Annotated in this window: 17 protein-coding genes, 1 tRNA gene and 2 pseudogenes; 14 read left to right on the top strand and 6 right to left on the bottom strand. The window is 65.0% G+C overall.

Annotated features, from left to right (window positions below; genetic code table 11):
- The first annotated feature begins 47 nt into the window (after nt 1-47).
- Nucleotides 48-122, top strand: a tRNA-Val gene (locus BN3794_RS12960).
- A 127-nt stretch (nt 123-249) separates the two neighbouring features.
- On the opposite strand, the gene BN3794_RS12955 is transcribed toward BN3794_RS12960, so the two are convergent.
- The gene (locus tag BN3794_RS12955; protein WP_066097863.1) at nt 250-654 is read right to left on the bottom strand and encodes an RcnB family protein; all 405 of its coding nucleotides are present in this window, start codon (nt 652-654) and stop codon (nt 250-252) included.
- Nucleotides 655-762: 108 nt separating this feature from the next.
- A complete protein-coding gene (prpR, locus tag BN3794_RS12950) occupies nt 763-2,355 on the bottom strand; it encodes a propionate catabolism operon regulatory protein PrpR (RefSeq protein ID WP_066097861.1) in 1,593 nt (530 codons plus the stop codon).
- A 153-nt stretch (nt 2,356-2,508) separates the two neighbouring features.
- On the opposite strand from prpR, the pseudogene prpB reads away from it, so the two are divergent.
- The 7 genes and pseudogenes from prpB to BN3794_RS12915 form a co-directional block, all read left to right on the top strand.
- Nucleotides 2,509-3,390: pseudogene (gene prpB / locus BN3794_RS12945) on the top strand (methylisocitrate lyase); the annotation flags it as partial.
- 75 nt (nt 3,391-3,465) lie between these two features.
- A complete protein-coding gene (gene prpC, locus BN3794_RS12940; RefSeq protein ID WP_066097857.1) occupies nt 3,466-4,626 on the top strand; it encodes a bifunctional 2-methylcitrate synthase/citrate synthase in 1,161 nt (386 codons plus the stop codon).
- A gap of 121 nt (nt 4,627-4,747) precedes the next feature.
- A complete protein-coding gene (gene acnD, locus BN3794_RS12935; RefSeq protein ID WP_066097855.1) occupies nt 4,748-7,360 on the top strand; it encodes a Fe/S-dependent 2-methylisocitrate dehydratase AcnD in 2,613 nt (870 codons plus the stop codon).
- Nucleotides 7,357-7,935, top strand: coding sequence for a 2'-5' RNA ligase family protein (locus tag BN3794_RS12930; RefSeq protein WP_066097854.1), 579 nt, complete (start codon nt 7,357-7,359; stop codon nt 7,933-7,935). The genes acnD and BN3794_RS12930 overlap by 4 nt, the downstream gene beginning before the upstream one ends.
- 106 nt (nt 7,936-8,041) lie before the next feature.
- On the top strand, nt 8,042-9,262 hold the full coding sequence (prpF, locus tag BN3794_RS12925; RefSeq protein WP_066097852.1) for a 2-methylaconitate cis-trans isomerase PrpF: 1,221 nt from the start codon (nt 8,042-8,044) through the stop codon (nt 9,260-9,262).
- Nucleotides 9,263-9,369: 107 nt separating this feature from the next.
- Nucleotides 9,370-10,827, top strand: coding sequence for a bifunctional 2-methylcitrate dehydratase/aconitate hydratase (locus BN3794_RS12920; RefSeq protein ID WP_066097850.1), 1,458 nt, complete (start codon nt 9,370-9,372; stop codon nt 10,825-10,827).
- A 1,300-nt stretch (nt 10,828-12,127) separates the two neighbouring features.
- Nucleotides 12,128-14,359 carry a TonB-dependent receptor gene (locus BN3794_RS12915; protein ID WP_066097848.1) on the top strand — a complete coding sequence of 744 codons (2,232 nt, stop codon included), beginning with the start codon at nt 12,128-12,130 and terminating at the stop codon, nt 14,357-14,359.
- Between the two features lie 110 nt (nt 14,360-14,469).
- Here the strand turns inward: BN3794_RS12915 and coaE are convergent, their stop codons facing one another.
- Nucleotides 14,470-15,087: a dephospho-CoA kinase gene (coaE, locus tag BN3794_RS12910; RefSeq protein ID WP_066097846.1), complete on the bottom strand. Its 618-nt coding sequence runs from the start codon at nt 15,085-15,087 to the stop codon at nt 14,470-14,472.
- Nucleotides 15,088-15,181: 94 nt separating this feature from the next.
- Between coaE and BN3794_RS17080 the strand changes: the two are divergent.
- Nucleotides 15,182-15,429 (top strand): annotated as a pseudogene (locus BN3794_RS17080) (type II toxin-antitoxin system prevent-host-death family antitoxin).
- Between the two features lie 363 nt (nt 15,430-15,792).
- Here the strand turns inward: BN3794_RS17080 and BN3794_RS12905 are convergent.
- Both BN3794_RS12905 and BN3794_RS12900 read right to left on the bottom strand, forming a co-directional pair.
- Nucleotides 15,793-16,656, bottom strand: a complete 864-nt coding sequence (locus tag BN3794_RS12905; RefSeq protein ID WP_066097844.1) for a prepilin peptidase — start codon at nt 16,654-16,656, stop codon at nt 15,793-15,795.
- A 7-nt stretch (nt 16,657-16,663) separates the two neighbouring features.
- The gene (locus BN3794_RS12900) at nt 16,664-17,923 is read right to left on the bottom strand and encodes a type II secretion system F family protein (RefSeq protein ID WP_066097842.1); all 1,260 of its coding nucleotides are present in this window, start codon (nt 17,921-17,923) and stop codon (nt 16,664-16,666) included.
- A 364-nt stretch (nt 17,924-18,287) separates the two neighbouring features.
- On the opposite strand from BN3794_RS12900, the gene BN3794_RS12895 reads away from it, so the two are divergent.
- The 5 genes from BN3794_RS12895 to BN3794_RS16995 all read left to right on the top strand — a co-directional run bounded on the left by BN3794_RS12895 (nt 18,288) and on the right by BN3794_RS16995 (nt 23,720).
- Complete coding sequence (locus tag BN3794_RS12895) at nt 18,288-18,716, top strand: pilin (protein ID WP_066097840.1); 429 nt, start codon at nt 18,288-18,290, stop codon at nt 18,714-18,716.
- A 98-nt stretch (nt 18,717-18,814) separates the two neighbouring features.
- Entirely contained in the window at nt 18,815-20,668 is a 1,854-nt protein-coding gene (locus tag BN3794_RS16430) for a hypothetical protein (protein ID WP_147675772.1), read from the top strand.
- Between the two features lie 83 nt (nt 20,669-20,751).
- Complete coding sequence (locus tag BN3794_RS16945) at nt 20,752-21,126, top strand: pilin (protein WP_078059821.1); 375 nt, start codon at nt 20,752-20,754, stop codon at nt 21,124-21,126.
- Nucleotides 21,127-21,592: 466 nt separating this feature from the next.
- Nucleotides 21,593-23,128, top strand: a complete 1,536-nt coding sequence (locus BN3794_RS16425) for a hypothetical protein (RefSeq protein WP_147675771.1) — start codon at nt 21,593-21,595, stop codon at nt 23,126-23,128.
- A 457-nt stretch (nt 23,129-23,585) separates the two neighbouring features.
- Entirely contained in the window at nt 23,586-23,720 is a 135-nt protein-coding gene (locus BN3794_RS16995) for a transposase (protein WP_328585357.1), read from the top strand.
- Nucleotides 23,721-23,729: 9 nt separating this feature from the next.
- Here BN3794_RS16995 and BN3794_RS16035 read toward each other — a convergent pair.
- Nucleotides 23,730-24,841, bottom strand: a protein-coding gene (locus BN3794_RS16035) for an IS3 family transposase (RefSeq protein ID WP_187128042.1) whose coding sequence is annotated in 2 segments (ribosomal slippage) — nt 23,730-24,589 and nt 24,589-24,841 — 1,113 coding nt in all. Because the reading frame shifts where the segments join, the coding sequence is not laid out codon by codon here.
- Between the last annotated feature and the right edge of the window lie 36 nt (nt 24,842-24,877).

The raw sequence follows: 24,877 nt of genomic DNA, 5'->3' as shown, positions 1-24,877 counted from the left end.
GCATTGACGCCGGCCGCGGCTGCCTTATAATGCGCGGCTCGCAGTACGGGCGGTTAGCTCAGCGGTAGAGCATTGCCTTCACACGGCAAGGGTCGCAGGTTCGATCCCTGCACCGCCCACCAACTGCATACGACAAGCCGGCCTCGCGCCGGTTTTTGTTTGCCTGCGATTTGCCTGCGGACAACGGAACGGGGCGGCCCGAAGGCCGCCCCGTTCGCGTGCGTGCCGGGTCGTCGGCCGCCAGGCCGGTCAGCGGCCGCCGTGCAGGATCACGTCGGTGATGATGCCGGTGGCGATCGCGACCAGGACGAAATCGCCGTCGCGGTCGCGTACCCAGCGGTGGCCGTGCGGCGGCGGCGGCAGGCCGTGGTCGCGGTAGTCGTTGACCACGTAGCGCGGGCCGTCGTAGCGCTGGCCGCGCTGCCAGCCACGGTCGGGGCCGCGCCGGTCGGGGCCGGGGCCGCGGTCATCGCGGCCGCGATCGTTCGGCGGGCCACGGTCGGGGCCGCGATCGGGACCACGGTCACCGCGGTCGTCGCGCGGCGGCGCTCCCGGGCCGTAGTCCTGGGCCAGGGCCAGGCCCGGGGCGAGCACGGTGGCCGTGGCCAGCAGCGCCACGGCGAGCTTGGTCATCATGGAGCGGGGTGCCTTCATGGTTGTCTCCCATCGGCGGCGACGTGCCGCGTGGAATGCATCCTCGGACAAGCAAGCTGAATGGGCACCCATGAAAACCGGCCGCGGCCCGTGCCGGCGTCCGCTCGTTCAGCCGGGCTCGACATCGTCGCGCAGCCAGCGCCACAGCGTGGTGCGCGATACGCCGAGCTGGCGGGCGACGCGCTCGCGGCTGCCGGCGTTGCGCTGCAGCAGCTGGCGCAGGGTCCCGGCGTCGGGGCGGCGCGGCGGCAACGGCGGCGGTTCGGTGGCCGCGGCAGCCGCTGCGGCCACCGCGTCCAACGCCAGTTCCGGTGCCCAGTCCAGCAGTTGCGCCAGTGTCACCGCGCCGCCGTCGTCCTCGGCGGTGCGGTGGATCAGCACCCGCTCGACCACGTTGCGAAGTTCGCGCACGTTGCCCGGCCAGGCATGGGCGTGCAGGCGCGCGAGCGCCTCCGCGGCGAACACCCGCGCGGGCGGCTGCCCGCACAGGTGCTCGATCAGCGCGTCCAGGTCCTGCGGGCGCTCGCGCAGTGGCGGCAGGCGGATCCGCAGCGGCGACAGGCGGTAGTACAGGTCGCGGCGGAAGCGGCCGTCCTGCACCCGTGCCTCCAGTGCCTGCAGGCTGGCGGCGAGCACGCGCACGTCCACCGGCGTGGGTTCCACCGCGCCCACGCGCAGCACCTCGCGCTCCTCCAGCACGCGCAGCAGGCGGGTCTGCAGCGGCAGCGGCATCTCGCCGATCTCGTCCAGGAACAGGGTGCCGCCGTCGGCGGCCTCGACCAGGCCGGTGCGGCCGCCGCGGCGCGCGCCGGTGAAGGCGCCCTCGCTGTAGCCGAACAGCTCGGCCTCCAGCAGCGATTCGGTGATCGCCCCGCAGTTGATCGCCACGAAGCGGCCATGGCGGCCGCTGGCGGCGTGCAGGTGGCGGGCGACCAGCTCCTTGCCGGTGCCGGTCTCGCCGCCGATCAGCACCGTGCCCGGGTGCGGGGCGTACAGGGCGATGCGCCGGCGCACCTCGGCGATGGCCGGGCTCTCGCCGAGCAGCGGCTTGTCGTCGGCGCCGGTGCGGCGGCTGCGCCGGCGCAGGTGCGGCTGGTCCGGGGCTGGCCGCGCCAGGGTCTGGGCCAGCTCGATGGCCTGCTCGAAGGCGCGCCGCACCGAATCGGCCGAGTACAGCAGCACGCCCGGCAGGCCGGCGCGCTCGGCCAGGTCGATGGCCATGCCGGTGCCGACCACCACGTCGATGCCGGCGGCGGCCAGGTCGGCGATGCAGTGGCGCGCGTCCTCGGCGGTGACGAAGCGGCGGTGCTCGATCTCCAGCCCGAAGCTGTCCTGGAAGTGGCGGAAGGACGGCACGTCGGTGTCGTGGGTGACCACGCCGATGCGCGGGCCGATGCGCCGCGCCCGCGCCAGTGCCTCCATCAGGTCGAAGCCGGTGGCCTGGATCGGCACCAGCGGCACGTCCACGCGCGCGCGCAGGTAGGCGGCGTTGGAGCCGGCCGCGACCAGCACGTCGCAGCGCTCGCGGCGCAAGCGCCGGCCGATGGTCTCCACTGCCTCGGCGAAGCCCTGGTTGAGCGGGCTGATGGCGGCGCGCGCATCGAACTCGGGGATGACATCGCCCAGCAGCGTGCTCAGGCGCGAGACGCTGACGGTCCACAGGGTCGGCCGATAGGGCATGGCGGCGGGCAACGGGGGCATGTCGCAATCCGTGTTTCGTTTCGTTCCAACATTTCATCACGAAACACATGTGCAACTGTAGATGCATGCGGAATCAATGGGTTGGAGCTGGCACGCGCATTGCTTTGATAGAGGCAACAGGATCTTCCGCCCAGGACACGCCGCCCCCGTGCCGCCGCCCCCGCCTCCGCGGGCGCGCGGTTCCGTGCCGCGCTGGCCGCCGAGTCGCCGCTGCAGGTGATCGGCGCGATCAACGCCAACCACGCCCTGCTGGCTCAGCGCGCCGGCTACCAGGCCATCTATCTGTCCGGCGGCGGTGTCGCCGCCGGCTCGCTCGGCCTGCCGGACCTGGGCATCAACACGCTCGACGACGTGCTCACCGACGTGCGCCGCATCACCGACGTGTGCGCGCTGCCGCTGCTGGTGGACATCGACACCGGCTTCGGCCCGAGCGCGTTCAACATCGAGCGCACCGTCAAGAGCCTGATCAAGGCCGGCGCGGCCGCCTGCCACATCGAGGACCAGGTCGGCGCCAAGCGCTGCGGCCACCGCCCGGGCAAGGAGATCGTGTCGCAGGGCGAGATGGCCGACCGGGTCAAGGCCGCCGCCGACGCCAAGACCGATCCGGCCTTCTTCCTGATCGCCCGTACCGATGCGATCCAGGCCGAGGGCGTGGATGCGGCGATCGAGCGCGCCATCGCCTGCGTGGAGGCCGGTGCCGACGGCATCTTCGCCGAGGCCGCCTACGACCTGGACACCTACCGCCGCTTCGTCGAGGCGGTGAAGGTGCCGGTGCTGGCCAACATCACCGAGTTCGGCGCCACCCCGCTGTTCACCCGCGACGAGCTGGCCTCCGCCGGCGTGGCGATCCAGCTGTTCCCGCTGTCGGCGTTCCGCGCCGCCAACAAGGCCGCCGAGAACGTTTACCGGGCGATCCGCCGCGACGGCACGCAGAAGGCGGTGCTCGATACCATGCAGACGCGCGAGGAGCTGTACGACCGCATCGGCTATCACGCCTTCGAGCAGCGCCTGGACGCGCTGTTCGCCAAGGGCTGAGGCCGGCGCGCCGGTCTCCGTCCACACCCGATCAAGCACCGCCAAGCACCACAACGAATACCGGGAGGTATCGCAATGTCCGAGCAAACCACCACCACGCCCGGCTTCAAACCGAAGAAGTCCGTGGCCCTGTCCGGCACCGCCGCCGGCAACACCGCGCTGTGCTCGGTGGGCCGCAGCGGCAACGACCTGCACTATCGCGGCTACGACATCCTCGACCTGGCCCGCACCAGCGAGTTCGAGGAGGTGGCCTACCTGCTGGTGCACGGCAAGCTGCCCAACGCCGCCGAGCTGCGCGGCTACAAGAACAAGCTCAGGGCGCTGCGCGGCATCCCGGCGGCGGTCAGGGCGGCGCTGGAGCAGCTGCCGCCATCGGCGCACCCGATGGACGTGATGCGCACCGGCGTGTCCGCGCTCGGTTGCGTGCTGCCGGAGAAGGACGACCACAACGCGCCCGGTGCGCGCGACATCGCCGACAGGCTGATGGCCTCGCTCGGCTCGATGCTGCTGTACTGGTACCACTACAGCCACAATGGCCGGCGCATCGAGGTGGAGACCGACGACGACTCCATCGGCGGCCACTTCCTGCACCTGCTGCACGGCGAGAAGCCGCGCGCATCGTGGGTCAAGGCAATGCACACCAGCCTGATCCTGTACGCCGAGCACGAGTTCAACGCCTCCACCTTCGCCTGCCGGGTCATCGCCGGCACTGGCAGCGACATGTACAGCGCCATCTGCGGCGGCATCGGCGCGCTGCGCGGGCCCAAGCACGGCGGCGCCAACGAGGTCGCCTTCGAGGTGCAGAAGCGCTACGAGACGCCGGACGAGGCCGAGGCCGACATCAAGGCGCGGGTGGAGCGCAAGGAAGTGATCATCGGCTTCGGCCATCCGGTCTACACCGTGTCCGATCCGCGCAACCAGGTGATCAAGGAAGTGGCGCGCGAGCTGTCCGACGAGCAGGGCGACCGCCGCATGTACGACATCGCCGAGCGCCTGGAGCGGGTGATGTGGGACATCAAGAAGATGTTCCCGAACCTGGACTGGTTCAGCGCGGTCAGCTACCACATGATGGGCGTGCCCACGGCGATGTTCACCCCGCTGTTCGTGATCGCCCGCACCGCCGGCTGGAGCGCGCACGTGATCGAGCAGCGCATCGACGGCAAGATCATCCGCCCCAGCGCGAACTACACCGGTCCGGAGGACCGCGCGTTCGTGCCGCTGGACCAGCGCCCCTGATCCGGCCGGACGCCGCCCGCCGCCGCGCGGGCGGCCCCGGGGTTCCGCAGCGATGCCCTCGTACCGCCCATGCGGGAGCGAGGGTCCCCTTTGCGCTCGCCATCCGTTTCCGAAGCCAGCCATGAACAGCCAATACCGCACGTCCCTGCCGGGCACCCCGCTGGACTATTTCGATGCCCGCGCCGCCGTCGAGGCGCTCGCCCCCGGCGCGTGGGCCGGCCTGCCCTACACCTCGCGCGTGCTGGCCGAGAACCTGGTGCGCCGCTGCGATCCGGCCACGCTCGATGCCTCGCTCCAGCAGCTGATCGAGCGCAAGCGCGATCTCGACTTCCCCTGGTTCCCGGCGCGCGTGGTGTGCCACGACATCCTCGGCCAGACCGCGCTGGTGGACCTGGCCGGGCTGCGCGACGCCATCGCCGAGCAGGGCGGCGATCCGGCGCAGATCAACCCGGTGGTGCCGGTGCAGCTGATCGTGGATCACTCGCTGGCGGTGGAATGCGGTGGCTACGATCCGGACGCGTTCGCCAAGAACCGCGCCATCGAGGACCGTCGCAACGCCGACCGCTTCCACTTCATCGAGTGGACCCGCGATGCGTTCAAGAACATGGACGTGATCCCGGCCGGCAACGGGATCATGCACCAGATCAACCTGGAGAAGATGAGCCCGGTGGTGCAGGTACAGGGCGGCGTCGCCTTCCCCGATACCTGCGTGGGCACCGACAGCCACACCCCGCACGTGGACGCGCTGGGCGTGATCGCCGTGGGCGTGGGCGGGCTGGAGGCGGAGAACGTGATGCTCGGCCGCGCCTCGTGGATGCGCCTGCCCGACATCGTCGGCGTGCACCTGAGTGGCCAGCACCCGCCCGGCATCACCGCCACCGACATCGTGCTGGCGCTGACCGAGTTCCTGCGCAAGGAGAAGGTGGTCGGCGCGTGGCTGGAATTCTTCGGCGAAGGCGCCGCCAGCCTGACCATCGGCGACCGCGCCACCATCTCCAACATGTGCCCGGAGTACGGCGCCACCGCCGCGCTGTTCCACATCGACGGCCAGACCCTGGACTACCTGCGCCTGACCGGCCGCGAGGAACAGCAGGTCAGGCTGGTGGAGACCTACGCCAGGGCTGCCGGCCTGTGGGCCGACGACCTGCAGGACGCGCAGTACGAGCGCGTGCTGCATTTCGACCTGAGCAGCGTGGTGCGCAACATGGCCGGCCCGTCCAACCCGCACCGGCGCCTGCCGACCAGCGCGCTGGCCGAGCGCGGCATCGCCGACGAAGCCAAGCTCGATGCCGGCAAGGCCGAGGAAGCGCAGGGGCTGATGCCCGACGGCGCGGTGATCATCGCTGCGATCACCAGCTGCACCAACACCTCCAACCCGCGCAACGTGATCGCCGCCGCGCTGCTGGCGCGCAACGCCAACGCGCGCGGGCTGACCCGCAAGCCGTGGGTGAAGACCTCGCTGGCGCCCGGCTCCAAGGCGGTGCAGCTGTACCTGGAGGAAGCCGGCCTGCTGCCCGAGCTGGAAAAGCTCGGCTTCGGCATCGTGGCGTTCGCCTGCACCACCTGCAACGGCATGAGCGGCGCGCTCGACCCGGCGATCCAGCAGGAGATCATCGACCGCGACCTGTACGCCACCGCGGTGCTGTCGGGCAACCGCAACTTCGACGGCCGCATCCACCCCTACGCCAAGCAGGCCTTCCTCGCCAGCCCGCCGCTGGTGATCGCCTACGCCATCGCCGGCACCGTGCGCTTCGACATCGAGCGCGACGTGCTCGGCACGGACGCGGACGGCAACGATGTGCGGCTCAAGGACATCTGGCCCGACGATGCGGAGATCGACGCCATCGCCCGCGCCAGCGTCAAGCCCGAGCAGTTCCGCAAGGTGTACGCGCCGATGTTCGACGTGAAGGTCGAGCACGCCCGGGTCAGCCCGCTGTACGACTGGCGCGCGCAGAGCACCTACATCCGCCGCCCGCCGTACTGGGAAGGCGCGCTGGCCGGCGAGCGCACGCTGCGCGGCATGCGCCCGCTGGCGGTGCTCGGCGACAACATCACCACCGACCACCTCTCGCCGTCCAACGCGATCATGGCCTCCAGCGCCGCCGGCGAGTACCTGGCGAAGATGGGCGTGCCCGAGGAGGACTTCAATTCCTATGCCACCCACCGCGGCGACCACCTCACCGCGCAGCGCGCCACCTTCGCCAACCCCAAGCTCGTCAACGAGATGGCGGTGGTGGACGGCGAGGTGCGGCAGGGCTCGCTCACCCGGCTGGAGCCGGACGGCACCGTGGTGCGCATGTGGGAGGCGATCGAGACCTACATGGAGCGCAGGCAGCCGCTGATCATCATCGCCGGCGCCGACTACGGCCAGGGCAGCTCGCGCGACTGGGCCGCCAAGGGCGTGCGCCTGGCCGGGGTGGAGGCGATCGTGGCCGAGGGCTTCGAGCGCATCCACCGCACCAACCTGATCGGCATGGGCGTGCTGCCGCTGCAGTTCCCGCTGGAAGTGGACCGCAAGGCGCTGGGCATCGACGGCAGCGAGACCTTCGACGTGGTCGGCGAGCGCACCCCGGGGGCAACGCTCACCCTGGTGATCCACCGCGCCAACGGCGAGGTGATCGAGACGCCGGTACTGTGCCGGCTCGACTCGGACGAGGAAGTGGGCATCTACGAGGCCGGCGGCGTGCTGCAGCGCTTCGCGCAGGATTTCCTGGCGTCCTCGCGGGCGGCATGAGCGGGCGCGCGCGCCTGTTCTTCGCGTCGATGCCGCCGCCGGCGTGGCGCGAACAGGCGCAGGCGCGGGTGGCGGCGCACGACCTGGACCGGCGCCTGCGCGGGGCGATGTTCGCCCCCGGCAACTGGCACCAGTCCTGGTCCGAGCGGGTGTTCGACCCGACCCCGGCCGAGTGCGACGCGCTGCTGCGCGTCGGCGCGGCGATCCTTGCCCATGCCTGCACCCTGCACTTCAACCGCATCGACGGCAGCGGCGACGAGCCGGGCCGCATCCACTGGACGCTGCGTGCACGCGGCCGCCCGCGCGCCTTCGACGCGACGGCCGCCTGCATCCGCACCGCGCTCGCCGATGCCGGCCATGCGGCCATCGCCACCGGCGTGACGCCGCACATGACGCTGAGCTACTGCGCCCGCGAAACGCTGCAACGCATCGCGCTCGATCCGCCGCTGGCATGGACCCTCGACGAACTGCTGCTGGTGGTCGGTGCCGGCCGGCCCTATGCCTACGAGGTGATCGGCCGCTGGCCGCTGCTGCCGGAAACCGATCCGCCCGCCACCCAGATGGGCCTGTTCTGAACGCGGCCCGCTTCACCCTCCCGACCTGATTGCCCGCACCCCGGAGTCCACGATGTCCCGCCAGTCCCCGCCCCTTGCGCCCCAAGTCCGCATCCCCGCCACCTACATGCGCGGCGGCACCTCCAAGGGCGTGTTCTTCCTTGCGCCCCAAGTCCGCATCCCCGCCACCTACATGCGCGGCGGCACCTCCAAGGGTGTGTTCTTCCGCCTGGAGGACCTTCCCGAGGCCGCGCGCGTACCGGGCAAGGCGCGCGACCGGCTGCTGCAGCGGGTGATCGGCTCGCCCGACCCGTACGGCAAGCAGACCGACGGCATGGGCGGGGCGACCTCGTCCACCAGCAAGTGCGTGATCGTCGCGCCGAGCACGCAGCCCGGCCACGACATCGACTACCTGTACGGCCAGGTCAGCATCGACGAGGACTTCGTCGACTGGTCCGGCAACTGCGGCAACCTGAGCACCGCCGCCGGCGCGTTCGCGCTGCATGCCGGCTATGTGGACAAGGCGCGCGTGCCGGACAACGGCGTGGTGGTGGTGCGCATCTGGCAGGCCAACATCGGCAAGACCATCCTCGCCCACGTGCCGGTCACGGCCGGGCAGGTGCAGGAGACCGGCGACTTCGAACTGGACGGGGTGACCTTCCCGGCCGCGGAGATCGTGCTGGAGTTCCTCGACCCGGCCGACGACGGCGAAGGCGAGGGCGGCGGCGCCATGTTCCCCACCGGGCACGCGGTGGACGACCTCGACGTGCCCGGCGTCGGCACGCTCCAGGCCACGCTGATCACCGCCGGCATCCCGACCATCTTCGTCGATGCCGCGGCCATCGGCTTCACCGGCACCGAGCTGCAGCCGGCGATCAACGGCGATGCGGCGGCGCTGGCGAAGCTGGAGGCGATCCGCGTGGCCGGCGCGCTGCGCATGGGCCTGATCAAGACGCCGGCGGAAGCGGCCACCCGCCAGCACACGCCCAAGGTGGCCTTCGTCGCGCCGCCGCGCGACTACGTGACCTCGGCCGGCAAGCCGGTCGCCGCCGGCGACATCGACCTGCTGGTGCGCGCCATGTCGATGGGCAAGCTGCACCACGCGATGATGGGCACCGCGTCGGTGGCCATCGCCACGGCGGCGGCGGTGCCGGGCACGCTGGTCAACCTCGCCGCCGGCGGCGGGCCGCGCGAGGCGGTACGCTTCGGCCACCCGTCCGGCACGCTGCGCGTGGGCGCGGCGGTGGAGCAGGTCGGTGGCGAATGGACCGTCACCCGGGCGGTGATGAGCCGCAGCGCGCGCATCCTGATGGAAGGCTGGGTGCGGGTGCCCGGCGACGCCTTCTGATCCTAGCCGGGGCCTGCGCGCGCTGTCGGGACAGGCCCCGTCACCCAGCAGCCCATGGCGGCCAGGCAATCTCCTTCCCGACGGCATCCCTGCCAAAGGAGCGCTCCATGTCCGCATCCCATGCCCCGTCCGCCCGCCGCCCGCCGCCCGACCAGGTCCTGGTCGATATCGCCGACTACGTCCTCGACTACCGCATCGACTCCGCGCTGGCCTGGGACACCGCGCGCCACTGCCTGATCGACACGCTCGGCTGCGGCCTGGAGGCGCTGGGCTACCCCGCCTGCACCAAGCTGCTCGGCCCGATCGTGCCCGGCACGGTGGTGCCCCATGGCGCCAGGGTGCCGGGCACTTCGTTCCAGCTCGATCCGGTGAAGGCCGCCTTCGACCTCGGCGCGATGGTGCGCTGGCTGGACTTCAACGACACCTTCCTGGCGGCGGAGTGGGGCCATCCGTCCGACAACCTCGGCGGCATCCTCGCCACCGCCGACTGGCTCAGCCGCACGGCGGTGGCCGGCGGCCACGCACCGCTGGCGATGAAGGCGGTGCTGGGCGCGATGATCAAGGCGCACGAGATCCAGGGCTGCATCGCCCTGGAGAACGCGTTCAACCAGGTCGGCCTGGACCACGTGGTGCTGGTCAAGGTGGCCACCGCCGCGGTGGTGGCGCAGATGCTGGGACTCGCGCGCGAGGAGGTCATCAACGCGGTGTCGCTGGCCTGGGTGGACGGGCAGAGCCTGCGCACCTACCGCCACGCGCCCAATACCGGTTCGCGCAAGAGCTGGGCCGCGGGCGACGCCACCAGCCGCGGCGTGCGCCTGGCGCTGATGGCCGCCAAGGGCGAGATGGGCTACCCGAGCGTGCTGACCGCCCCGACCTGGGGTTTCTACGACGTGCTCTTCAAGGGCCGGCCGTTCCGGTTCCAGCGCCCGTACGGCAGCTACGTGATGGAGAACGTGCTGTTCAAGATCAGCTTCCCGGCCGAGTTCCACGCGCAGACCGCGGTGGAGGCGGCGATGATCCTGCACGGCGAACTGGCGCGCAGCGGACGCCGGGTGGAGGACATCCGCCGGGTGACCATCCGCACCCAGCAGGCGTGCATGCGCATCATCGACAAGCAGGGGCCGCTGGACAATCCGGCCGACCGCGACCATTGCATCCAGTACATGGTCGCGGTGCCGCTGATCTTCGGCCGCCTGACCGCCGCCGACTACGAGGACGCGGTGGCCGCCGACCCGCGCATCGACGCGCTGCGCGAGCGCAGCGTGTGCGTGGAGGACGCGCAGTTCACCGCCGACTACCACGACCCGGACAAGCGCTCCATCGCCAACGCGCTCACGGTCGAGTTCGAGGACGGCACGCGGCTGCCCGAGGTGGTGGTGGAATACCCGATCGGCCATCGCCGCCGCCGCGCGGAGGGCATCCCGCTGCTGGAGGCCAAGTTCCGCACCAACCTGGCGCGACGCTTCCCGGCGCGGCAGCAGCAGGCGATCCTGGACGTGTCCCTGGACCCGGCGCGGCTGGAGGCACTGCCGGTGCACGAGTACGTGGATCTGTACGCGATCTGAGGGCATCCGCCGCATCCGCGCCCTGGAGCGTGGTTGCGGCGGGGCGGGGATCGTCGATACGGGCGCGCCTTGCGCTGGCACGCGCATCGCCTGGATGATACGGGCGCGCCTTGCGCTGGCACGCGCATCGCCTGGATGGGGCCGGGCGGGCAGGGTGGCCCACGCGATGTCGTGCCGATGCGGGGGGCGATGCTGCAGGCAATCCGGTTCAGTCCCGGCGTCTGGTGCCGAATGCGGGGTGCATGTCTTCGTGTCGTATCCCGCGGATTGCGGGTTGTGGCGGCCCACGACGGCGCGATCCGTCCCGGCGGTTCTGCCTGTCGCCGTCGACGAGCGCTGGCGTGCCGCTGCCGCGCGCCTGGCGCGTCGTGGCGGATTCCGGACACGCTCGCGACTTCGGGCCGGCGATGGAAAGTACTACAACCAGCGATGGCCGCATGCCGGTGCATTGGCACTCGGTTGACGAGGCGGTCGGTGACGCCGGACTGCGGTGACGCCATCGCCCGAGCCGACCCGCATGGCGATAGCGGCGCCTGAACGATTTGTTGGGCAGCGAGGGGGTGATGGAGTCGCAGCTCGGCCCGTGTCGCCTGCTTTGCTGGGAACGACACAACGAAGGCCGATGACCCCACAGCCCGCAAGACGAGGGCTTGCCGGGCGAAGCCTGGAGCGTGGAGCTACCGAAGCCAAATGCAAAACGAACGTGGAGGACCTCGTGGCAGGACCGAAGCCGCAAACTTGCCAATTCCGGGAAGGGCGAAGAAAGGCGAAGAAAGGCGGCCGGAGCCGAGCGGGAAACGGTCGATGAGTTTGCCGGAGCACGAACCCGCCCCGGCCTTTCCCGCCGCGGCCTGACCAGCGGATGCGCACCCACATCCAGACCCACATCCAGACCCGTATCCAGACCGGATCCGCAGTTCACTATCCACGACCCGTTTCCTGGATCCAAGACATTCCCTGGCCTGAAGCGCCCGCTGGGCCTGCGCCAAGGCGTTTCGAGGACGGGAGTGGCGTGACTGCATCAAAGCCCCCGCCGGAACACCGCCGGCGGCGCCGCCGCCCGGGGAGCACGGACCGGCATCCTGTCCATCGCGCCCGCCTTCAATGCCCATCGGGCGGTCCCCGGCAGTCCGTGTCGCACCGTGCGGCGCGCGCTTCCCAGGAAAGCGCATCGCCACCGCCGGCCGCCCGTCCGCCACCCGGTCTTGGTGTTAAGAAAATGTCATGGTTTACTTGTGGCGTTGCAGCATCGCAACGTACCGACACATTCGTCACCCACCCATTCGCCCCGGGGTCGACCATGATCGCCAGCACGCTCGCCCGCAGTTCGCTCTCCCTCGCCGTTGCCGCCGCCGTGGCGATGGCCGCCTTGCCCGCCCAGGCCCAGCAGGCCGACGCCGGCGTCGCCCGCCTGGATGCGGTCAAGGTCACCGCCGAACGCCGCGCCGAGGATTCCAGGGACGTCCCGGTCTCGGCCACGGTGCTGCGCCCGGAATACCTGGACGCCCTCTCCACCAGCGCCTCGGACGTGCGCGTCCTGGCCGGCAAGGCCCCGAGCCTGAACATTGAGTCCTCCAACGGCCGCGTGTTCCCGCGCTTCTACATCCGTGGCTACGGCAACACCGACTACACCACCTACGCCTCGCAGCCGGTGTCCTTCGTCTACGACGACATCGTCTACGAGAACGCCTTCCTCAAGGGCTTCCCGCTGTTCGACCTGGACAGCGTCGAAGTGCTGCGCGGCCCGCAGGGCACCCAGTTCGGCCGCAACACGCCGGCCGGCGTGGTCAAGGTCAACTCGGCGCGGCCGCAGTTCGGCGACATCGGCGGCTACGCCAGCCTGTCCTACGGCACCCACGCCACCAGCTCGCTGGAAGGCGCGCTCAACCTGCCGATCAACGATGCCTGGGCGGTGCGCCTGTCGATCCTGCAGCAGCACCGCGACGACTGGGTGACCAGCCAGGTCAGCGGCCAGAAGCTGGAGGGCTACGACGACAGCGCCGCGCGCCTGCAGCTGCTGTTCCGGCCCGGCGACGATTTCGAGGCGCTGTTCAACGCGCACGTGCGCAAGCTCAACGGCACCGCGCGCCTGTTCCGCGCCAACATCTTCGAGTCCGGCAGCAACAAGCTCGTGGACGGCTTCGACCCGGACAAGGCCTATGTCGATGCCCACAACACCCAGCAGCTGACCACCTGGGGCGCCAGCGCCAACCTGACCTGGAACCTGGGCGAGCTCGCCCTGCACTCGATCACCGGCTACGAGACCATCGGCAAGTACTACAGCCGCGGCGACATCGACGGCGGCTACGGCGCCGGCGCCTTTGTCGATCCCGGCCAGCCCTACGGCCCGGGCTTCATCCCGTTCTCGGTGGAGACCGCCGGCGGCATCAAGGGCCTGGACCAGTTCAGCCAGGAGCTGCGCCTGGAATCGCAGGGCGACGGCCCGCTGGCCTGGCAGGGCGGCCTGTACTACTTCAGCGACAACGTGCGCGGGCAGTCCTTCACCTACGACACCATCGCCGGCGGCGCGCTGACCGGCTACAACCTGACCCGGCAGAAGAACACCTCCTGGGCCGCGTTCGGTTCGCTCAACTACCAGGCCAGCGACCGCTGGGACCTGCGCGCCGGCCTGCGCTACACCCACGACAAGAAGACCTTCGACATCCTCGACTGGCAGGATGCCGGCGCGGCCCCGATCGGCGGCGAGAACAGCGGCTCCAAGGTCACCGGCGACGCCAGCGTCACCTTCGCGCTGAACGAGGCGGTCAACCTGTACGCGCGTTTCGCCACCGGCTTCCGCGGCGCCAGCTTCGGCCCGCCGTCGGCGGGCGTGCCGGTGACCGTGGCCGACCCGGAGACGGTCAAGTCCTTCGAGGTCGGCGTGAAGGCCGACCTGTGGGACCGTCGCGCCCGGCTCGGGTTCGACCTGTACACCATGGACATCAAGGACCAGCAGCTGACCGCGGTCGGCGGCACCTCCAACGCGGTGCAGCTGATCAACGCGAAGAAGAGCGAGGCCTACGGCGCCGAGTTCGACTTCGAGGCCCTGCTCACCGAGAACCTGCGCCTGGGCCTGAACGGCAGCTACAACCACACCGAGATCAAGGACCGCGACCTGGCCACGGCCACCTGCTCGGCCTGGGTGTGCACCGTCACCGACCCGGTCGATGCCAACGGCTACGCGCAGCTGTACGGCAACCCGCTGCCGCAGGCGGCCAAGTGGATCGGCAACATCACCCTGCGCTACGGCGTGCCGCTGGCAGAGGGCGAGCTGTTCGTCTACACCGACTGGTCCTACCGCAGCGAGGTCAACTTCTTCCTGTACGAATCCAGGGAGTTCGTCGGACAGCCGTTGTTCGAGGGCGGCGTGAAGCTCGGCTACACCTGGGGCGCCGGCGCCTACGAGGCCTCGGTGTTCTGCCGCAACTGCACCAACCAGATCCGTGCCACCGGTGCGATCGACTTCGACAACCTGACCGGCTTCATCAACGACCCGCGCATCTGGGGCGTGCAGTTCCGCGCCAACTTCTGAGTCCTTGCGTTCGCGTGGAATCCGACGCCGCCGGCACTGCCGGCGGCGTTTCCTTTTCCAGGGCAAGGCCCAGGGCAGGCATGGAGAAAACCGGATCGCCGCGGGGTCCGTCAGCGCGCCTTGGCGGTGGCCAGTGCCCCGTAGCGCGCGTCCAGCAACGCCACCGCATGGTCCAGGTGGATCGGATCGCCATCGTTGACCACCACGTCGTCGGCCATTGCCCGGCGCTCGCCGCGCAGCGCCTGGGCGGCGATCATGCGCCCGGCCAGGTCGGCGTCGATGCCGTCGCGCGCCATCAGCCGCGCGTGCTGCACCGCTTCCGGCGCATCGACCACCAGGATCCGGTCCAGCCAGGGGTAGGTGGCGCGGCCGCCGGCCTCGGCCAGCAGCGGGATCGCCGCGATCGCATAGGGGCCCGCCGCCGCCACGCAGGCCTCGTGCAACAGCGCGCGGATGGCGGGGTGGGTGATGGCCTCCAGGCGCCGCCGCGCCGCCGGGTCGGCGAAGATCAGCTCGCGCAGCCGGCGCCGGTCGAGCGTGCCGTCGGCCAGCAGGATGGCGCGGCCGAAGGTTCCGGCGATGCGCGCCAGTGTCGGGCCGGGCTCCACCACGCGCCGCGCGGCGAGATCGGCATCGGCCACGTGGATGCCCAGCGCCTCGAAGCGGCGCCCCAGCTCGCTCTTGCCCGAAGCCACGCCGCCGGTCAGGCCAATGATGAAGTCGCTCATCGCGAAAGTATGCAGCGATCCGGCGGGAGGCGGCCGCACGCTGGCCGTTGCACGCGCACAAGGGAGCCCTGAAGTATCACTTCGTGCGCACCGAATGGGTCACCCCCTCGAGCGCCAGGCCACCGATCTGCTCGCCGGCATCGGCGCGACCGGGAACCCATCCTCATCACCCCGGCATGGGCTGCCCGGCACCTGACGCGTCGATGTCGAGAGCCATGTACCCATGCAGGCCCGCCTTGCCGTTCTGGAAGGCATCGCCCCCCGGGGAAGTCGGCGATGGCGCAGGGACGCACCGTGACGCACGACCAGGCGAAGGAACGCCTGGCCCGGTGGCTGGAATAGCCGGGTCCGGGCCGGCGCTGGCCGATCCGGACTCCACTGCCGATTGGACGTCGCACGGCCCGTCAGCGGCCGGTGCCCGGGTGCGAAGCGTATTCGCCCATATCGGCCAACTGGCGGATCATCCCGGCAGGGGCAGATGCAAGAACTCCCGGATACCGCCTGCCGCCAGATCGTCGAACCGCCACGCCGCGTCTCTCATCGCCGCGACGGCAACCTGCTCCTCCTCGTGCGCGTCATGCGCAGCGAGCCGCAGTGCTTGAGGGCGGTGATTGAACCCGAAGGGGCACGATCGCTGGCGCAGGCCGGTCCCATGCAACCGGCTGCGGGATATCGAAACGCAAGGCGTCGGGGCGTAGTCCCGGGCTATCGCAATCCGGCAAAGCGCAGGTAGGCGCCAATCATCTGCTCGCCCCAGAAGAACACGATCCAGCCGGCGATGGCCAGGTACGGGCCGAATGGGATCGGGGTGGCGCGGTCGCGGCCCTTGGCGGCCAGCCACACCGAGCCGATCACAGCGCCCACCAGCGAGGACAGCAGCACGATAGGCAATACCCCGTGCCAGCCGCACCAGGCGCCCAGCGCGGCCAGCAGCTTGAAGTCGCCGTGACCCATGCCCTCCTTGCCGGTGAGCTGCTTGAACAGCCACCACACCGACCACAGGATCGCGTAGCCGGCCGCCGCGCCGATCAGCGCCTGCTTGGCCGGCAGGTACAGCCCGTCCATCGAGGCGACCAGCCCCAGCCACATCAGCGGCAGGGTGAGCGCATCGGGCAGCAGGCGCGTGCGCAGGTCGATGCCCGACAGCGCCACCAGGAAGCAGGTGAACACGATCGCGCCGAAGCCCTGCCAGCCGAAGCCGAAGCGCCACACGCAGGCCAGCACCAGCAGCGAGGTCAGCGCCTCCACCAGCGGATACTGGATCGAGATCGGCGCGCCGCAGTGGCGGCACTTTCCGCCCTGGATGATCCAGCTGAGCAGCGGGATGTTCTCGTACCAGGCCAGCTTGTGCTTGCAGTGCGGGCAGTGCGAGGGCTCCACCACGATGCCCGGCGGCGCCGGCTCGTACAGGTCCGGCTCTTCCAGGATCTCGCGCGCGTCGCGCTTCCACTGCCACTCCATGCGCCGCGGCAGGCGCAGGATCACCACGTTGAGGAAGCTGCCCAGCAGCAGCCCGAGCCCGGCGGCGGCGGGGTAGCCCAGGCCGGGATGCTGGTCGAGAAAAGCCATTCAGGGATTATCCGACGACGGCGCCCAGCTTGAAGATGGGCAGGTACATGCCGATGACCATGCCACCGACGATCGTGCCGATGAACACCATGATCATCGGCTCCATCAGGCTGCTCAACGCGTCCACCGCGTTGTTGACCTCCTGCTCGTAGTACTCGGCCACCTTGAACAGCATCTCGTCCAGGGCGCCGGCCTCCTCGCCGATGGAGGTCATCTGGATCACCATGTGCGGGAGCAGGTTGGTCTGCTTCATCGCCAGGTTCATCGGGTAACCCACCGACACGTCGTCGCGCATGCGCAGCACCGCCTGCTCGTATACCGAGTTGCCGGTGGCGCCAGCGACGATGCCCAGCGCCTCCACCAGCGGCACGCCGGCCTTGAACGTTACCGCGGTGGTGCGGGCGAAGCGGGCGATGGCGCTCTCGTTCATGATCTTGCCGATCACCGGCACCTTCAGGATCAGCCGGTCCATGCCGTGCTGCATGGCCGGAGAGCGCTTGTAGGCGAAGATGAAGCCAACTACTGCCCCAACGACGACCAGCAGCATCAGCCACCACCACGACACCATGAAGCGAGAGGCATTGACGATTAGCTGGGTGAAGGCGGGCAGTTCTGCACCAAAGCCGTTGAAGACCTCTTCAAATTGCGGCACCACCCAAATCAGCAGGATGGAACTGACGATCAGGGCTACAGCCATGACCATGGCTGGATAGAACAATGCCTTCTTGATTTTGCCCTTCAGGGTTTCGATGTTTTCCTGGTAATTGGCGATGGTATCCAGCACCGTCTCCAGCACGCCGGCGCCTTCGCCGGCACGCACCAGGTTGCGATACAGCTCGTCGAACTGCACGGGATGCTTGCTGATCGCCTCGTACAACGACGATCCCCCCTCAATGTCAGCCCGGATCGTGTCGATCATCTTCTTGAAGCGCGGGTTCTTGGCGCCCCCGCTGATGATCTCCAGCGAACTGACAATGGGCACGCCGGACTTCATCATCGTGGCCATCTGCCGGCTGAAGAAGGCGATGTCCTTGGGCTTGATCGCGGAGCCGGCGGCGCCGAACAGCGGCTTGGGTTTGGGCTTGACCGTGCCGGGGGTGATCCCCTGCTTGCGCAGTTCCGCACGCAGGAAGTTGGCGTTGCGCGCCAGTTGCTCGCCCTTCATCGTGGTGCCGCGCCTGTCCGTGCCCTGCCAGACGAACATCTGCATCTGGCTGGTGGCGCGGTCCACGGGCTCTTTCTTGATGGCGCTGCGTGCGACGGACATGTGGGCTCCCCGATTCGGCCTTCCCCGGGCCGGCAAGTCCCGCATGGTAGCGGGTTCGCGTGCCGCCGGCATCCGCCGGCCGCGATGGGTGAAGCACGTCACACGCAGGTCGGGGACCTGCCCCCGACGAAAGCCTCTGTCCCTGCACCCAATGGTGCGTCAAAAAGTGACGCAGAACGTCCATCTGCGCGCGCCCTGGCGCTCTCTTGCCTCGAGGGCTTCCTTTTGCGCGGTAGGCCAGGGATGATGCCCGCCGGCGCCCGGGAAGCGCCGGGAGGTTGGCACGTTCCGTGCTTCCTCCTTTACGGGGTCGCCGGACGACCGGTGCCCATGACGCTCAATCCAACCTCTAGGGGATGTACCTATGAAGAAGACCCAGCAGGGTTTTACGCTGATCGAACTGATGATCGTGGTCGCGATCATCGCCATCCTGGCCGCTATTGCACTGCCGGCCTATCAGGATTACACGGTCCGTGCTCGTGTTTCCGAGGGTCTCGTACTGGCCTCGGCTGCCAAGACTGTGGTTGCTGAAAATGCCAGCAACGGCACTAGTCCTTTGAGTGTGGGTTATAGCTTCAGCGGCGCGACCACTAACGTCAGCTCTATCTCGGTTGGTACAGGCGGTGAAATCACCGTCACGATGACTGATAAGGCGAAGGGCGTGGGTCTGACGCTTACTCCGCAGTCGGGCGGTAGCAATTTGGCCGCCGGTACCGTGCCTGATGCGCCGATTACCTGGAAGTGCACCACCGCCTCCGACAAGAAGTATGTCCCGGCGGAATGCCGCGGCTAAGAGTCTAGCTTGATAAGAAGGCGGGTGAGATTGAAAAATCTTGCCCGCTATTGAAGCCCTTCACGAGTGAGGGGCTTTTTTTGTATTGGGGCGCACAAATGCAGAAGTTGATCAAATGGATGCCTGTGGTAACGCTGATATGCATTGCCGCACTTTATTGGCGTGTTCACACATTTAGTTATGTGTGGGATGACATGGTGCTATTTGTCGACGACCCGAGCTTGCGTCAGAATGTGACTATCGCCGCGCTGACGCAGCGAATTCTGCCCGGAGTAGCTTATTTTCGCCCCTTGGTGTTGGCAAGTTTTGCTCTTGAATTCAAGTTATTTGGGTTGGACTCGGGCGTGTCACATCTGGTCAACCTGTTGATTCATATACTTAACACGTCCCTTGTAGGATTGCTTGTCTCCGCGATGATTTGGAGAAACGGAAAGCGAATCGTATTTCGTGCAACTGTCGCAATGGCGTTATACGGGCTGCATCCAATCTTGGTGGAGCCGATAGCTTGGGCTGCGGGTCGTTTTGATCTACTGGTGACATTTTTTTCGTTGATCGGGTTGCTTGCGCTCTTGATGGAGTGGCCGCGCTGGCTCCGTTACATGGTTGCTTCTTTCGCATTTTTAGCGGCCGCACTCTCCAAGGAAATGGCCTTAGTGTTTCCGGCGTTGGCGTTTATTGTAATATGGGCGAAAGAAGGTGAGCGACAGCCCTTCTTTTCCTATTTCCCGGAATTTCTGAAGCGGAACTATTCACTTTTAGTTGCATTACTCGGTTCGGGATTTATTTATCTTCTGATACGCGCTCAATTCCTGCCGGTTGGGGGGATTGGCGTTAACAGTTATCCACCGATTACATTGTTGGCAACCGTAGGTCATACAGTTGCATTTTATCTCAAGGAAGCATTATGGCCATTCTCCATGATGAGCGTTATGCATCCTTTTGATCCCTCTCATCTTTCTTTCATGGATATGGCGTCGGGTGTTGCGATATTAGTGGCCTACTTGGTGGTTATTGTCTGGATATTATTCTTTCGGACGACAAGATCTGGTCTGATGCTCGTGGCATTTCTATTTGCGTTGCTCCCGGTTCTCAATATCCTACCGCTGTCGATTGCGGGCAACCTCGGTCACGCGAGGTTTATTACACTCCCATTGGCATTTTTATGTATGGCTATCGCATTGCTTAATCCGCGCGAATGGTCAGTTTCAGAAAATATGAAGCGTGCCTGGCCTATTGTGGCATCAGGAATATTGGGCGGGTTTATTGCTTTTGGTGCGTTGAACATAAATATCACGTTGCCATTATGGAAGAATAACTTGACTCTGTGGAGCTGGATGTATCGACAGTATCCGGATGATAGATTAGTAGGCTATAACTATCTTTCTGCGCTGAAGCAGTATGGGGATGATGATGGCCTCACAAAGGCGTTCGCCTCTATACAGAGTCGAAGAAAGCTGTACGGAGAGGAGCCTGTAGTTTATGCGGATTATCTTCAGGGGCAGGGGCGTTATGCTGAGTCTTCCGCTGAATTGTTTGGGTACCTGCAACATACCTGGGCGCCCCATAGGGATGTTTTAGCGAGGGGGATTTCCCTTGAGCAGGCACAGGTCGATAAGGGGTTTTATAATGTAGGTACGTTGAGGTATGTTTTTGGCTTGTATTCAATAAATTACTACGAGACTGGAAATTATGAGGCTGCGCTAGAGGCCGCAAAGACGATGCGGTTCTATAATGGTGCTGGATATGGGCCGACTTGGATTGCTTATGGTCGCGCCTACTATGCCTTGGGTCGTTTTGAACAAGGAGATAGGTCATTTCAAGAGGCTTCGAAAGTTTATCCTCCAAATGTGGTGCCCAAAGTATTGGTGTGGAAACAGGAAGCATTGGTTAATGCATGCCATAAAAGTGATTTGGCACGGGGCGGTATGCGTTGTAAGTCTATTGGGATTTAGGGCGGATCTATATTCTGATTAGTTATATTTTATGGGGCGCTGCAGAGGTGAACCAAGAACGGGGATTTTCGTTGGTCGAGTTGATGGTGGTGGTGACAATAATCGCGATATTGGCATCTATGGCGCTACCTGCGTATCAGGATTATGCGGTCCGCAGTCGGGTTGCCGAGGCGTTGATCGTGGGGGGCACATATAAATCTTTTGTAGTCGAGAACGCTGTTAACAGCGGCACTCTAGATTCGGCTGCATGCCAAAATATAATGGTGGCGGGGCTGCCAAGCAAGAATATTGAATCCATATCGTGTACTGGTGACGGCCATTTGAGGTTGGCGACTACTACAGTTGCTGGGTCGATGATATTGGAGCTGATTCCTAACTACGGCGGCGGATCGATTTCTTGGATGTGTGTCAGAATTTCTGGAGATAATAAATATCTTCCGTCCGAGTGCCGGAATTGATCTGATTGATCTTAATCCGGAAAAGTCGGCCACGGTCGTCCATTGAAGTAAGCATGATGGCTATGCAAATTTGGTGAGTGGCTGCGACGCATGAATTGACTGTAGCGCACTCGTTTCGTGGTATTCCTTAGCGTGTGGTGCAGAGAGACACTGGCTACCGTGTTTCCCCGACGCTGGCTACCAGCTTCACTGCTTGCACCTGCTGTATGGCGCCTAGCGTCGGCGATTTCAGGTTCCAACAGTTGTGCTTCATCTTGTTTCTTGTCCGTGCTAATTCCGTTGCGTGGTTGATGCATCGCCTGCGCAGAAATTGAATGGCTCTATTATGCATGCTAAGGCCGCTATAAGGTGTGGTTGATGGCGACAATGATTTCTAACGAGCGCTGTTGCTACATCGATCTTAATAGGCATCGGTCGCTATCACAGTTGATCCCGAGCTCCATCTCCGTCTTCGCTGGAATCTAAAATGAATGGAAATATTTTAAACTGGCGCTTGTTGACGGTGACTCTCATTCCGATGCTGCCGTTATTGCTTGGCGTTTTTATGCTCTGCGATAATATTAATGAAATTGATGGGAGATATTACCCGGACGATACGTACTATATTGCTTCTATAGCGCGTAATATTGGCTCGGGACTGGGATTTTCCGCGGATGGCATGACTCAGACGAGCGGGTTTCAGCCTTTATTCGTATTTTTGGCGACGCCGATTTTTTTGTTGTTTCAGGGTCCCGCTGCTTTTTATGCCCTTTCCGTCTTGTCTCTTGCCTTCATTCCCGCCGTTGTTATAATTTTCGCCTTGTTGCTGACTCGCAAGGGGGGCGGGAATATAGCTGTTGGAACTTTAACTGGTATAATTTTTGTCGGCGGTTACGGAGTATTGCGAGTTGCTTTGAATGGGATGGAGAGTACGTTATCTACATTCATGGCATTAATTTCTATATTATTATTTGATGGGGCTGTCAGCAAAGCGAAATTGAGAGGTTTTTTTGTTCTTGGATTCGCTTTGGGTGGATTATTGTTGTCGCGGATTGATGGTGTATTTGTGTGCGTTGCCATCGCAATTGCTTGTCTGGCGCTTCGCCTTTATAGGGGTCTATTTTATTCGGCGGTTTCCGCATTATTAGTAGTGGCGCCGTGGTGGTTGTTCTGCGCAAGAAAATTTGGATCTATAATTCCTGAGAGTGGGGCTGCTGTAAAATTGATAACGCAGTTCCATCAGTCGGGTTATTTGACATCTGGAAGAGCTCTTTTTTTTATTTTGGAGGATGTTTCGGCGTTTATTTTCCCGTTCCGTTCTTCATTGGTGGGTGCACTTATTGTTGGATTTTCTACGCTCCTTGCCATGAGGTATATTGTATTAAAGCGTGACTTTACTGTTGTGGTTATGCTTTGCGCTTCTTGGTTATATATTATATTTTATTTATTATACTTGCCGGCGTTTTGGTTCTTTGATAGATATTTGCTGACGGCATATGTTTTACTGATATTGTGTGGAATGATTTCCGCCAATGAAATTATCTTTAGTCGTGGCTTTCTGACGTCGCGAAGAGCTGCAGGCATATGGGCCTTTCTCGCATTTATAGTGTGTGCCGGTAGCATATTGGGGAAGTGGACGCCAGTTCATGTTTTGTACGCTCGGGGAATGAATGCGCGAGGATATAGGGCGCCTGCGATATGGGTAGTCGATAAACTCCCACGTAACGCGCAAGTTGGTTCGTTTCAAAGTGGGGCGTTATCATATTTCGGGCAGGGCAAGATTGAAGTTTTTAATCTTGATGGAGTTGTTGATGGTGCCGCATATGCTGCTGCTCGTGATCGAATGATGAATTATTATATTTGTAGCAAAGGAATCGATTATTTTTATGACTGGGATTTTAATGTTAGATACTTGGGTTATGTTTCGAGTGCTGGCCTGCCCCTTGAATTGAATAATATTGCAAGGCTTCCGTCGGCTTCTGCGGATAACTTCTCACTATATGAAGTTAAGGGGTGCAAATAATTATTTTATAATTTAATAATAATTTCGGTATGAGTTCGCATGCCTAGCACGTACTTGGCATCATCTTGCTTCCCGGGCGTCTTTTAGCTGGCAGGATTCTGGAGAAGTGAGCCGGATCACGACGAGCCCATGCGGGGCGTCACGCGCGGGATTGGGGAGATCCGCGGCCGGCGGTAGTGCAACCTCTTGGGGAACGCCGGGAGGGGAGTCCCGACGGCGGCAGGGTGCCGCACCCGGGAATACGTGCCCAGCAGGACAATCCGGACGTGGGGTAGTGCAATAACGGGGTCAGGTTCAGTTTGCCTATGGTGAACAGGGCTTTTGCCTTACTTGCGGCGACTGGCATGCCGGAGGGATGAAAACGATCGTATCGGTCAGGGTGTAGCGCATGGCCCGACTACCGCGCATCTCGCTTCCCGGCATTCCTCAGCACGTCGTGTAGCGAGGCAACAACCGGCTGCCGTGCTTTCTCGACGATGGCGACCGGCTCCGCTACCTGCACCTGCTGCGCGATGCCCTGCATCATTGCGATTGTCGGCTTCATGCGTATGTACTGATGGACAATCATGTCCATCTATTGCTCACTCCGTAAGCTTCCCCGTCAAGCAGACATTTCAAAAGTAGAACCTTCGGCGGCTTGACGGTACTCGACCGGCGTCATGTCGCCGAGCGAGTCATGGGGACGCTCCTCGTTGTACTCGAGCATCCACCAGTACGCCGCCTCGCGTACGTCGTCGAGGCGGGTGAACAGGTGCTGGTCCAGGACCTCCTCGCGGAAGGTCCGGTTGAAGCGTTCGATGTAGGCGTTCTGGTTGGGCTTGCCGGGCTGGATGTACCGGATGGCCATGCCGTTGAGCTTGGCCCACTGCACGAAGGTCTCGCCCAGGAACTCCGGGCCGTTGTCGGTGCGCAGGACCTGCGGCAAGCCGTGGTCACGCTTGAGCTGCTCAAAAATGCGGATCAGACGCGTGGACGAGATCGAGGTGTCGACCTCGATGTGCAGCGCCTCGCGGTTGAAGTCGTCGACTACGTTGAAGGTCCGGAAGCGACGGCCACAGGCCAGCGCATCGGCCATGAAGTCGGCCGACCAGACGGTGTCTGGCAGGCGCGGGACGTACAGCGGCACGCGTTCGCGCTTGGGCAGCCGCTGCTTGGCCTTGCGACGGAGGTTGAGTTCCATGGCCTTGTACACCCGGTAGATTCGCTTGTGGTTCCAGTCCGGCCGAGCACGGCGCAGGACCTTGCAGCACTTCCAGAAGCCGCGCGTCGGACGACTCTCGACTTGCCCGGCCAGTGCCGCGATGATCTCGGCGTCGCGCACGGTCCAATGCAGCGGCGGTTGATACCAGGCCGCACGCGACAACCCGACGCAATCACAGGACCGGCTCAGGGGCCGCGCGTGCACCTCGACCAGGTACCGCACGGCCTCGCGCTTCTGCTCCGGCCCTACAGTTTTTTTGCGATCAGGTCCTTCATCGCCGCGTTGTCGAGCGCCAGCTCGGCGTACATCCGCTTGAGCCTGGCGTTCTCGGCTTCCAGGTCCTTGACCCGCCGCAGCTCCGAGGCCTCCAGGCCCCCGTACTTCGATTTCCATTTGTAGTAGGTCGGCACGCTGATGCCGGCCTGCCGGCAGATGTCCTTGACCGGCACGCCGGCGTCGGCCTGCTTGAGGATCGAGACGATCTGGGTCTCGGTGAAACGGGACTTCTTCATGGAACCTCCTGGCTGGGGAAACATGCCAGAAAGTTC

This window comes from Xanthomonas massiliensis, assembly GCF_900018785.1.
Taxonomy (GTDB): Bacteria; Pseudomonadota; Gammaproteobacteria; order Xanthomonadales; family Xanthomonadaceae; genus Xanthomonas_B; species Xanthomonas_B massiliensis.
Note: the sequence above shows the minus strand (reverse complement) of the source record. Positions and strands in the feature narration are given on the sequence as shown.